Below are 11,204 nucleotides of genomic sequence, written 5' to 3' on the forward strand. Positions count from 1 at the left end.
TTAAAATTCTTAGGAGGAATATATTATGAAGAAAAAATTTATTAACGCAAAAGTTTATGGTCACAAAGATGCATCTGAAATCTTAGTTGAAGATGGAAAGTTTTTGAAATTTGGAAACAATCTTGAAGATGCAGATGAAGTTATTGATTTAGATGGAAACCTTGTTATTCCACCATATGTAGATGCCCACCTTCACCTAGATTACTACATGATTGGTAAGACTGATGAAGTTAAAAATGAATCAGGAACACTTTTTGAAGCAATCGACCTTTGGAATGATTTCAAAAAGGGAGTAACAAAGGAAGACATGAAAAAGAGAATTTATCAAGCAGTAGAAGATTGTCTTTCCTATGGTACTCAATATATAAGAGCACAAACTGACTGTACTGATCCTAACCTAACAGGAATTAAGGCAGCTCTAGAAGTGCGCGACGAATTAAAAGATAAGTGTACAATTCAAGTTGTTGCCTTCCCACAAAATGGTATGTATTCATACAAAGAAGCTGGCAAAACAGGAAGAGATTTAGTTGAAGAAGCGCTTGAACTTGGCTGCGAAGTTGTTGGTGGAATCCCACACAACGAATGGAGCCGTGAACTTGGAGAAAAGTCACTAAAAGAAATTGTAGGTCTTGCAGTTAAACATAACAAACTTATTGACGTCCACTGTGATGAAACTGATGATGTTATGGCAAGATTTGTTGAAGTATTAAATGCGGAAGCAATGATTAATGGTATTGCTGAAAAAACAACAGCAAGCCATACCTGTTCCTTTGGTTCAGCAGATGATTCCTATGCCTTTAGAATGATGGGATTATTTAGAAAATCTAAATTAAATTTCGTCTCCCTTCCAACAGAAAATGCCTTCTTACAAGGCCGCCAAGATTCATATCCAAAACGTCGTGGCATCACAAGAGTTCGTGAATTTGTAGACAATGGTGTTAACGTATGCTTTGCACAAGACTCTATAGTTGACCTTTGGTACCCAGCAGGCAATGGAAACCTAATGAATATTCTTGATAATGGAATCCATCTTGCCCAACTAATGGGAGAAAAGGACTTTGATAGGGACTTTGACCTTGTAACCTATAATGGAGCAAAGGCAATGTACCTTCAAGACGAATATGGATTTGATGAAGGAAAACCAGCTAACTTCATAGTTCTTGATGCACCAAATGAATTTGAAGCAATAAGAAATAGGGCAGAATGTCTTTCATCAGTGCGCAATGGAGAATTCTTATTTAAAAAAGCAAAGAGAGAATTTGAAATTGAACTTAATTTAAAATAAAAATTTATAAAAAAATAGGGGCTGCTAAACAGCCCCATTTTTATGCTTATTTATAGTCTAGCTATATCTTTTGTAATGAAATTCTTTAGTAGGATGATGATTACAATTGTAATTATAAATTCTACTCCTAGGAATGTACCATTATAAGCAATGGAATATAACCAAACATTTTGGCCTTCTGGGGCGTAAGAGCCGAAGAAGATGACTCCTGTTAGGACGTGGCAGACAAATCTGGCAAAGACGCCTAGGAATGTGCCCTTGATAACAGGTGCGATTTCGTGGTTTGCTGCAAAATTCTTTGAGAAAAATCCAACAAGACCAAGTGAAGCGTAGGCTAGTGGGTAATCTAGGATAGCTTGGACTGGGTGGTAGATTGAACCGCCAAACATCATATCAAGCACACCGTAAAGAGCTCCTACAAGAATGCCAGGGCCTGCTCCGTGTCTTATTGCAAAGATGATTAATGGAATCATCTGGCCTGCTGTTACAGAACCACCTTGAGGCAATTCAAAAAGTTTTATACGACCTAGAATAAAGGCGAGGGCAAGCATTACACCGCCTTCAGCTATCATTTTTGTTGACCATTTACTATTATTCATAAAAAAATTCCTCCTTTGCACAATACTGGGAGGATTTTGTAACTTACCTCCGCCAGCATTACCTGGATCAGGTTAAGGGTATGATCTCAGCCAACTCTTGGTTGGCACCCCTAGTACACTATTACTATATAGGAAAATTGGTAAAAGTAAACTCCGACGGGGTTCTCTACCCACTTTGCTTATAGAAAAGTGGCTAATTTCTAGTATAATACTTGGGTATAAATAAGGAAAATTAGCGAAAGTTTAGATATAGATTGAGAGATAAGATGGAATTTAAGTTACAATCAGACTATGCGCCAAAGGGTGACCAGCCTGAGGCCATTAAAAAATTAAGTGATGGGATTCTCGCTGGCAAAAAGCACCAAATCCTAAGGGGAGTTACAGGCTCTGGTAAGACCTTTACCATGGCCAATATTATCCAAAATGTTCAAAGACCAACCCTGGTTCTTGCCCACAACAAGACCCTAGCCTACCAATTATTTACCGAATTCAAGGAATTTTTCCCAGAAAATGCTGTGGAATACTTTGTTTCCTACTACGACTACTACCAGCCAGAGGCCTATGTGGCAGTGACTGACACCTACATAGCCAAGGACTCGTCCATAAATGACGAAATCGACAAGATGCGCCATTCCGCAACCATGGCCCTTTTTGAAAGAAGGGATGTAATTATTGTTGCAAGTGTCTCTTGTATCTACGGCTTGGGTGACCCGATTGAATATAAAAAGCTAGTCGTATCCCTAAGACCTGGCCAGGAAATTAGTCCGGAAGAGGTGATGAAAAAGCTGATCGACGTCCAATATGTCCGAAATGACGTGGAATTTGAAAGGGGAACCTTTAGGGCAAGGGGCGATATTTTAGATATTTATCCTGCTGGTTTTGATCAAAAAGCCATCAGAATCGAATTTTTTGGCGATGAAATCGACCAAATTTCAGAATTTGATCCCCTAACAGGAAAGGCAATCTCAAAAATTTCCCACGCCTATATTTACCCTGCCAGCCACTATGCCACAACTAGTGAAAAGACTGAAAAAGCAATAATTTCCATTGAAAAAGAGCTTGAGGAAAGAATTAAGGAATTTGAAAGTGAAAACAAACTCCTAGAGGCCCAGAGAATCGAACAGAGAACCAAATATGACATTGAAATGCTCAAGGAAATCGGCTTTTGCTCGGGAATAGAAAACTACTCTGCCCACCTTTCCCAAAGGCCAAGAGGTTCAAGGCCATATACACTTATAGATTATTTTCCAAAGGACTTTGTCCTCATGGTTGACGAATCCCACGTATCCATTCCCCAAGTTGGCGGCATGTACGAAGGCGACAGGTCTAGAAAGCAAAACCTGGTAGACTTTGGCTTTAGACTCCCATCTGCCCTTGATAATAGGCCTTTAAAATTCGATGAATTTGAGAAATTAATAAACCAAACGGTCTATGTATCAGCAACTCCAGGTCCATACGAAATGAAGAAAACCCATGGTGAGCTTGTAGAGCAAATCATTAGACCAACAGGACTTTTGGACCCAATTGTGGAAGTAAGGGCAACAGAAAATCAAATAGACGACCTAATAGGAGAAGTCCACAAGACAATCGCCAAGGGAGAAAGGGTCTTAGTGACAACTCTTACAAAGAAAATGGCAGAAGATTTGACAGATTATTTGATGGAACAATCTATCAAGGTAAGATATCTCCACTCTGACATCAAAACCATAGAAAGGTCTGAAATTATTAGGGATTTAAGGCTAGGAAAATTTGACGTCCTAGTTGGAATCAACCTCTTAAGAGAAGGTCTTGATATACCAGAAGTGTCTTTAATTACCATCCTAGATGCCGATAAGGAAGGATTTTTAAGGAGCGAAACTTCCCTAATCCAGACTATAGGTCGTGCGGCAAGAAACTCCGAAGGTCATGTAATTATGTACGGAGACACCATCACAGGATCCATGCAAAGAGCCATCGACGAAACAGAACGTAGGAGAAAAATTCAAGAAGAATTCAATAAAAAACACGACATCACACCAACAACCATAAAGAAAAATATCGGCGAAATAATCCAAATCACCAAAAAAGCCGAAGAAGAAGAAATCGAAGAATTCAACAGAGAAGACATCGCCACCATCCTAATAAATATGGAAAGCGAAATGTATAAGGCGGCAGAAGAGCTTGATTTTGAAAGAGCAGCAAGACTTAGAGACCAAATCAAAAAGATGAGAGAAAACTTTTAGAAAAAGTTTTCGCAAAACTATTTTTTGGAAAAATTTTCATAAAATTGTTTTTATTAATTTTTATTTTTGTAAAATAGTGAAACTCAGCCATTTACGTGGCTGCCCTGTAAAAAGGGGGAGGCCCAAGGACCCTTCCGCATGGGTCCTCATCGGCCTCCCCCTTGAACCCCCTCTCCGTTACACCCCGCAAGCGGCTCCTAAGCGGAGGGCAAAATCAGAAGTTTGCCTTTCGGCAAACCTCTTTATTAAGGGGAATGATTTCGTATTAGTTTACGTATCTCCCCATAGATTTCTAATTTGCGAAGCCCTAAAAATCACAAACTCGGCTTCGCCGCAAACAGTGCGATTTTTTACGGGCTTCTTGATTAGAAATCTTTGCCAGTAGATTAGAGAATTGACTTCGAAGTTCCAGATTTTACCAGGCTCGTTTGGCTTTGCCAAACATTGCTAAATTGAGGTTCATTTTTAAACGAAGAAGTCAAAAAACATAATATCGAGTATTTTGTAAATGAAGTCGGCGTATAAAAATTTGATTGTTTGAGCGTTAGCGAGTTATCAAATTTTAGCCGACTGAATGTCAAAAAAGTTTGGAGTTAGTTCAACTAAAACAAGGGCACCTCCATACCAACAAGTTTGCCAAAGGCAAACTCCTTGCCCCCCGAGAGGGGTCGCCCGGAGGGGGTAACGGAAGGGGGTTTAAGGGGGACCCGATGGGGGAACGTGCGAAACGTTCCCTAGGGGTCCCCCTTAGAACGGGGATTCAACTGTAAGTAGAATAAAAATATAAAAGATAAAGATATCTTAATATTATAAATAAAGAAAATAAGTTATCTTGGATAACAAAACTGAAAGGAAAGTAATGAAAGAAAATAATAATATTATTATAAAAGGAGCAAGGACTAACAATCTAAAGAACATTGATTTAACCTTACCTCGTGATGAGATGATTGTTTTTACTGGGCTTTCGGGATCTGGTAAGTCTACTCTTGCCTTTGACACTATCTATGCTGAGGGGCAGAGGCGTTATGTGGAGAGTCTTTCTTCTTATGCTAGGCAGTTTTTGGGTGGGATTGATAAGCCTGATGTTGATTCTATCGAGGGCTTGTCGCCTTCTATTTCCATTGACCAAAAGACTACCAACAGGAACCCACGTTCGACTGTGGCGACTGTGACTGAAATTTACGACTATTACAGGCTTTTATATGCTAGAATCGGGGACGCTTTTTGTCCGGTTTGTGGAAAACCAATCGTTGCCCAGTCTGTTGACCAGATGGTTGATAAGATTATGGAGCTTCCTGAAGGGACCAAAATCCAACTTCTTGCCCCTGTTATTAGGGCCAGAAAGGGTCAGCACAAAAATGCCCTGGCAAATATTAGAAAAGACGGTTTTGTCCGTGTAATTATCGATGGGGAAAGATATGAAATCGAGGATGATATAGACCTTGATAAGAATAAAAAACACGACATTTCTGTAATTGTAGACAGGATTAAGATGAAAGAGGGGATTGAATCGAGAATTGCAGATTCCCTTGAAACTACAATTGGCTTGGCTGATGGCCTCGTGATTGTGGATGTCATAGGCGGAGATCAGATGCTTTTATCATCAAAACTTGCCTGTCCAGAAGGCCACGTATCTTTACCTGAAATTACCCCAAATATGTTTTCATTTAACGCTCCAATTGGCATGTGCCCTGAGTGTAATGGACTTGGTTTTCACCTCCAGGTCGACCCGGACCTCATCCTTGCCGACAAGAGCCTTTCTATAAACCAAGGTGCGGTTGAGCCTTATGCAACATCTGCCAAGGGGACCTATTACTATGAGGTCATAAGGGCCATTGCAGATCATTATAATTACCCATACGACGTGCCTTTGGAAGATGCACCAGATGAAATGATCAACGATATTTTATATGGAACTGATTACGACTTGTCTTTTGTTTTTGAGTCCCATTTTTCGGGCAAAAAACGCTACAAGGGAATTTTTGAGGGTGCTATCCAAAATATTTGGGACAGGTACCAAAGAACAAATTCTGATTCCCAAAAGAAAAAGTTTAGGGACTACATGGGCGAAGAAGAATGTAGGGTTTGCCATGGCGATAGGCTAAAACCAGAGGTTTTGGCAATCAAGGTTGGGGGCAAAAATATTTCAGAATTAACCCGCCTTTCTGTGGCCAAATCCATTGAATTTTTCGAAAAGCTTGAGCTTTCTGAGATGAAAGAGCAAATCGCAGAGCTAATTATCAAGGAAATTAAGGGCAGACTTAGGTTTTTAAATGATGTTGGTCTTTCATATCTGACCCTAAATCGTACAGCTTCAACCCTTTCGGGTGGTGAGAGCCAGAGAATAAGGCTTGCTACCCAAATCGGATCGGGTCTTGTGGGCGTGTCTTATGTTTTGGACGAGCCTTCAATCGGCCTTCACCAAAGAGATAATGACAAGCTTATAAATTCCTTAAGAAATCTCACAGACATTGGAAATACACTGATAATTGTAGAACACGACGAAGATACCATGAGGGCGGCGGACTTTATTGTTGATATTGGGCCAAGGGCTGGCATCCACGGTGGAGAGATTGTCGCCAAAGGGTCTCTAAAAGACATCATGGCCTGCAAGGATTCGCTAACAGGCGATTACCTAGCGGGCAGGAAGAAAATCGAACTTCCAAAAAAACGTAGGACTTCGGATAAATTTATAGAAGTAATAGGAGCGGCGGAAAATAACCTCAAAAACATTGACGTGAAATTCCCGCTTGGGACTCTTACAACTGTGACAGGGGTTTCTGGATCGGGCAAATCTTCGCTTGTCAATGAGATTTTATATAAGATGGCAACCAGGAAAATCAACAAGTCCAAGGTTCACGCTGGTCGTCACAAGAAAATCAAGGGCCTTGATCAAATTGATAAGGTCATAGCCATCGACCAGTCCCCAATAGGCAGGACTCCAAGGTCAAATCCAGCGACCTATACCAAGGTTTTCGATTCCATCCGTGACGTCTTTGCAATGACCAACCAGGCTAAGATGAAGGGCTTCCAAAAGGGAAGATTTTCCTTCAACGTCAAGGGCGGAAGGTGCGAGGCTTGTAAGGGTGATGGGACAATCAAGGTTGACATGATGTTTTTGCCTGATGTTTACGTGCCATGCGAAGTATGCCACGGCAAAAGATACAACAGGGAAACCCTTGAAGTCAAATTTAAGGGCAAGGATATTTCTGAGGTCCTTAATATGACTGTTGAGGAAGGAATTGAATTTTTTGAAAACCAGCCTACTATTGTGAGAAAACTCCAAACCCTCTATGATGTGGGCCTTGGCTATATTAAAATCGGCCAACCTTCTACAGAATTATCCGGTGGTGAGGCCCAGAGGGTCAAACTTGCCACAGAACTTGCCAAGGTGTCGACAGGTCAAACTTTGTATATCCTAGATGAGCCAACAACAGGCCTTCACACAGCTGATGTTCACAAGCTTATAGAAGTTTTAAATAGGCTTGTTGATCAAAACAATACGGTTGTAGTAATCGAGCACAATCTTGATGTGATCAAGGTTTCTGACTATATAATCGATTTGGGACCTGAAGGCGGAGATGGGGGAGGAAACCTTGTTGCCACAGGGACTCCAGAAGAGATTGCCAAGGTCAAAAAATCTTACACCGGCCAATATCTCAAAAAATTATTGAAGTAAAAGTCGTCCCAGACGGGGCGATTTTTCTTAAAAAAACGAAAAGCTTTAATTTATAGGCAAAAAATGATAAAATAATTTTATAAAGATTAAAAGGAGAACTTATGTTAGAAGCAAAAAATGATAACAAAGATAGAAATGATATAGATATAGCAGATAATACAGCAGGAACAGTTGGTTTTGACCCAAAGACAGGCAAGGTTTTTTATGTAGATGAGCCCAAAAAAGCCCCAGCTAATGAGCCAATAGGCGATGAAGAAGAATCTAAAGCAATAGCCGAAGAACTAAGCGAAACAACAGATGCCATAATTGACCTACTAAAAGAAGCAGGAATCGAGGACCCAACTGACCTTGAGGCTATAAGAAAGCTAGCCGAAGAAGACAAGTAATGATAAAATCCGACAGGGGCCTTGGCTTAGTCGAATTTATGATTGATCTCTACTACGACAGGCATTTGGAAAAGGACTCTGAAAGAAAGCCACTTAAGGCCTATGTGGCAAAAAAACTTGCCAACTGTCCTCACGGAGATGCCAAGCCTTTTTGTTCGTCTTGCAAAATCCATTGCTATGATAAGGAAAATAGGAAGAGAATCAAAAAAGTAATGAAATATGCCGGACCTCGAATGATTTTTTACGCACCGGTTGTGGCCCTAAGACATTTACTAGAAAACAAAAGGAGAAGATAGTGGAAAATTACGATAAAGCCTTTATTGACAAGCTAGAAAAAAGGTTCAAAGAAAATATGGACAGACACCCAAGGATTAAGTGGGACTTTGTCAAATCTAGTATTCTCAACAACTTAGACCTTTATGACGCAATTTATGCCATGGAAGAAACAGGCGGGGAGCCAGACCTAGTGGATTTGGAAATCTTTAAGGGCTTGGTTTATGTAGACCTCGCCGATAAGAGCCCAAAGGGTAGGAGAAGCCTCTGCTATGACAAAGAAGCAAGACTCGCCCGAAAGGAAAATCCTCCAGCATCTTCTGTTATGGAAGAAATTGGCGATTTTGGTATCAAACTTTTGAGCGAAGAAAAGTACAAGGCCCTTGCAGAAATTGCAGTTTTTGACACTAAAACCACTTCTTGGATTAAAACTCCAGAGGAAATAAGAAACCAAGAAGGAGCCCTCTTTGCGGGCAGGCGTTTTGACAGGGTTTTTGTTTATTACAACACCCCAGGATCCTACAATAAAGACAGGGGCTTTAGGGCCTACATAGAAATATGAAAAAGGTCCTAGCCCTTCTGATTATCTTGATTCTTGCGGCTTGTGGAAAAGAAAAGTCAGTAGAAAATACAGACAAAAACCAAAAAGCAAGCCAAAACCAAAAAGAAGTTGATTTTGAAACCATAAAAAACTTTTTCTATGAAAAATTAAAGGGCCAGACCCTAATCAGGACCTATGGCGAAGATACAGGTCAGACAAAAGTCATCTTTGAAAATGAGGGACGTTTTAGGGGAGACTATTTTGGGAAAATTGCCGCAGATGGCAAAGATTACGGCCTAACAGATACTGCCTGGCTTTATTACCATGGGGAAGAAATCCACTCTTCTGAGTTTGAGGGGATTTTTGAAATCACCAAGGCAATCGACGATTATCGTTATGAATTAGACCTTAAAGATTTTAAAATTACCACGAAAGAAGGTGTCTACGACCAAATCTACTACCATGTGGACTTTGCCTTAGGCTTAAACCCAGAAGCGGAATATATACTCTACAGGCCAGGTTGTCCAATAAAGGACTTGGAAAATGACGATAGGCTAAGAGAAATTGCCAAAAAGGGCTCTCCCGACGGGCAAAAGACATCTGGTTTTATAATTTATAATAAAACTGACAAAGAAATTTTTAGCCAAAACCAATAAGTTTACAAATATTTTGAGGGACATTTTGGACTTAACCAAAATTTAAGGTCCCCCAGTGTAAAATATAAAAGAAAGAAAGAAATATATGGAAAAACTACTATTTATCTACAATCCAAACTCTGGCCAAAGGGCCATCAATGATAAATTATCTTGGATAATCGAATACCTCTCATCAAAGGGGATTTTTCCTACAGTTTACGCCACACAAAAATCTGGAGATTGCAGGGAAATTATCGAAAAATACGGTAAGAACTTTGACGAGATCCTAATTTCTGGCGGGGATGGGACCTTGGATGAAGCAGTATCTGGCGCTCTAAAGGCAGATATAGACCCAACCATTTCCTATATCCCAACTGGATCTACCAACGATTTTTCAAAGACAATCAATATTTCCCCAGATATAGAAAAGGCTACAAAAACCGCCGTCAGGGGCAAGGTTAAGAGGATTGACGTAGGCAAAATCGACGATAAATATTTTGTCTATGTGGCAGCTTTTGGTGCCCTTTCCGATATTTCTTTTTCAACCGACCAGGATGTAAAAAACCTAATCGGACGCTCTGCTTACATTGTAGAAGGCATCAAAAAACTTTTGCCAATCCAATCCATGGAATCCTACCATGCGGAAATTGAGTTTGATGACGAAATGATAAATGGCGAATTTATTCACTTCATGGCATCAAATTCTGTTTCAGTTGGTGGTTTTAACCTCTTTGACGACAAGGTTGGCCTTACAGACGGACTCTTTGAGGTAACCCTAGTTAAAAAACCGGAATCAATCACAGACCTAAATAAGATTATTCAATCTTTGACAACAGGCGAATCAAGCGACCTTGTCATCCAAAGACAGGTCAAAAACATTAGAATCAAAACTGAAAAGGAAGTGTCTTGGTCCTTAGATGGAGAATTTGGTGGCAAGACCACCGATTGCACAATTGAAGTCGTCGGCCAAAGAGTTAATATGAAAACTGGTCTAATGGATTGAAATGGGACTTCCTTTGTGATATAGTAAACGATTAGCATAAGCGTAATCTCAAAATTATGGTATAGTATAAGTGAGAAACCTAGGAGGTTATGATGTTTAAAGTAGGCGATAAGATAGTTTACCCAATGCATGGTGCAGGTGTCATTGATGCAATTGAAAAGATAGAATTTATGGGCGAAGAAAGGGAATATTACATCCTAAAAATGCCTATAGGTGAGATGGATATTTCAATACCTGCGACCAACATGAAAGATGCTAACATTAGATTTATAATCAGCAAGGAAGAAGGCCTTGAAGTCCTAGAAATACTTGACGATAAGCCAACAGAAATGAACTCTAATTGGACCAAGAGATATAGGGACAATCAAGAAATCTTAAAAACTGGTGACATCTTCGAGATAGCAAAGATGGTCAGAAACCTAGCTATCCTAGATTCTGACAAGGGACTTTCAACAACTGAAAAGAAGCTTCTAAATAGGGCAAGGCGAATCCTCGCAAGTGAGCTTGTTATGGCGGGTTCCTTGGCCAAGGAAGAAGCAGAGAAAATGATAGACGAATCTATAGGACTCTAGTCTATTAAT

At 40.1% G+C, this 11,204-nt stretch carries 10 protein-coding genes and 1 riboswitch; of the genes, 9 read left to right on the forward strand and 1 reads right to left on the reverse strand.

The features are described 5' to 3' along the window. Nucleotides 1-25: 25 nt before the first annotated feature. Complete coding sequence (locus AC1EJ5_RS04645) at nucleotides 26-1,285, forward strand: amidohydrolase family protein (protein ID WP_308749336.1); 1,260 nt, start codon at nucleotides 26-28, stop codon at nucleotides 1,283-1,285. Between the two features lie 50 nt (nucleotides 1,286-1,335). On the opposite strand, the gene thiT is transcribed toward AC1EJ5_RS04645, so the two are convergent. After that, nucleotides 1,336-1,884 (reverse strand): energy-coupled thiamine transporter ThiT, encoded by a 549-nt coding sequence (gene thiT / locus AC1EJ5_RS04650; RefSeq protein ID WP_308749335.1) that lies wholly within the window; start codon nucleotides 1,882-1,884, stop codon nucleotides 1,336-1,338. A gap of 27 nt (nucleotides 1,885-1,911) precedes the next feature. Beyond that, nucleotides 1,912-2,006: riboswitch (TPP riboswitch) on the reverse strand. 144 nt (nucleotides 2,007-2,150) lie between these two features. Here thiT and uvrB point away from each other — a divergent pair. The 8 genes from uvrB to AC1EJ5_RS04690 all read left to right on the forward strand — a co-directional run bounded on the left by uvrB (nucleotide 2,151) and on the right by AC1EJ5_RS04690 (nucleotide 11,195). Further along, nucleotides 2,151-4,106 (forward strand): excinuclease ABC subunit UvrB, encoded by a 1,956-nt coding sequence (uvrB, locus tag AC1EJ5_RS04655; protein ID WP_308749334.1) that lies wholly within the window; start codon nucleotides 2,151-2,153, stop codon nucleotides 4,104-4,106. An 859-nt stretch (nucleotides 4,107-4,965) separates the two neighbouring features. Further along, nucleotides 4,966-7,785, forward strand: a complete 2,820-nt coding sequence (uvrA, locus tag AC1EJ5_RS04660; RefSeq protein ID WP_479814844.1) for an excinuclease ABC subunit UvrA — start codon at nucleotides 4,966-4,968, stop codon at nucleotides 7,783-7,785. A 101-nt stretch (nucleotides 7,786-7,886) separates the two neighbouring features. Continuing rightward, nucleotides 7,887-8,171: a hypothetical protein gene (locus tag AC1EJ5_RS04665; RefSeq protein ID WP_223418773.1), complete on the forward strand. Its 285-nt coding sequence runs from the start codon at nucleotides 7,887-7,889 to the stop codon at nucleotides 8,169-8,171. After that, entirely contained in the window at nucleotides 8,171-8,467 is a 297-nt protein-coding gene (locus AC1EJ5_RS04670; protein WP_479814846.1) for a nitrous oxide-stimulated promoter family protein, read from the forward strand. The genes AC1EJ5_RS04665 and AC1EJ5_RS04670 overlap by 1 nt, the downstream gene beginning before the upstream one ends. Beyond that, on the forward strand, nucleotides 8,467-9,006 hold the full coding sequence (locus AC1EJ5_RS04675) for a DUF4256 domain-containing protein (RefSeq protein WP_479814848.1): 540 nt from the start codon (nucleotides 8,467-8,469) through the stop codon (nucleotides 9,004-9,006). The genes AC1EJ5_RS04670 and AC1EJ5_RS04675 overlap by 1 nt, the downstream gene beginning before the upstream one ends. Next, nucleotides 9,003-9,641, forward strand: coding sequence for a hypothetical protein (locus AC1EJ5_RS04680; RefSeq protein WP_479814850.1), 639 nt, complete (start codon nucleotides 9,003-9,005; stop codon nucleotides 9,639-9,641). Before AC1EJ5_RS04675 ends, AC1EJ5_RS04680 begins: the two co-directional genes overlap by 4 nt. Nucleotides 9,642-9,726: 85 nt before the next feature. Continuing rightward, on the forward strand, nucleotides 9,727-10,623 hold the full coding sequence (locus AC1EJ5_RS04685) for a diacylglycerol/lipid kinase family protein (protein ID WP_479814852.1): 897 nt from the start codon (nucleotides 9,727-9,729) through the stop codon (nucleotides 10,621-10,623). Nucleotides 10,624-10,715: 92 nt separating this feature from the next. Next, nucleotides 10,716-11,195 (forward strand): CarD family transcriptional regulator, encoded by a 480-nt coding sequence (locus tag AC1EJ5_RS04690; RefSeq protein ID WP_223418783.1) that lies wholly within the window; start codon nucleotides 10,716-10,718, stop codon nucleotides 11,193-11,195. Nucleotides 11,196-11,204 lie beyond the last annotated feature (9 nt).

The organism is Anaerococcus sp. C0059F3 (assembly GCF_056590475.1).

What these genes read in the sequence shown, in the direction of transcription:
- AC1EJ5_RS04645 (WP_308749336.1), top strand. Translation starts at nt 26, where the DNA reads ATGAAGAAAAAATTTATTAACGCAAAAGTTTATGGTCACAAAGATGCA.
- thiT (WP_308749335.1), bottom strand. Translation starts at nt 1,884, where the DNA reads ATGAATAATAGTAAATGGTCAACAAAAATGATAGCTGAAGGCGGTGTA.
- uvrB (WP_308749334.1), top strand. Translation starts at nt 2,151, where the DNA reads ATGGAATTTAAGTTACAATCAGACTATGCGCCAAAGGGTGACCAGCCT.
- uvrA (WP_479814844.1), top strand. Translation starts at nt 4,966, where the DNA reads ATGAAAGAAAATAATAATATTATTATAAAAGGAGCAAGGACTAACAAT.
- AC1EJ5_RS04665 (WP_223418773.1), top strand. Translation starts at nt 7,887, where the DNA reads ATGTTAGAAGCAAAAAATGATAACAAAGATAGAAATGATATAGATATA.
- AC1EJ5_RS04670 (WP_479814846.1), top strand. Translation starts at nt 8,171, where the DNA reads ATGATAAAATCCGACAGGGGCCTTGGCTTAGTCGAATTTATGATTGAT.
- AC1EJ5_RS04680 (WP_479814850.1), top strand. Translation starts at nt 9,003, where the DNA reads ATGAAAAAGGTCCTAGCCCTTCTGATTATCTTGATTCTTGCGGCTTGT.
- AC1EJ5_RS04685 (WP_479814852.1), top strand. Translation starts at nt 9,727, where the DNA reads ATGGAAAAACTACTATTTATCTACAATCCAAACTCTGGCCAAAGGGCC.
- AC1EJ5_RS04690 (WP_223418783.1), top strand. Translation starts at nt 10,716, where the DNA reads ATGTTTAAAGTAGGCGATAAGATAGTTTACCCAATGCATGGTGCAGGT.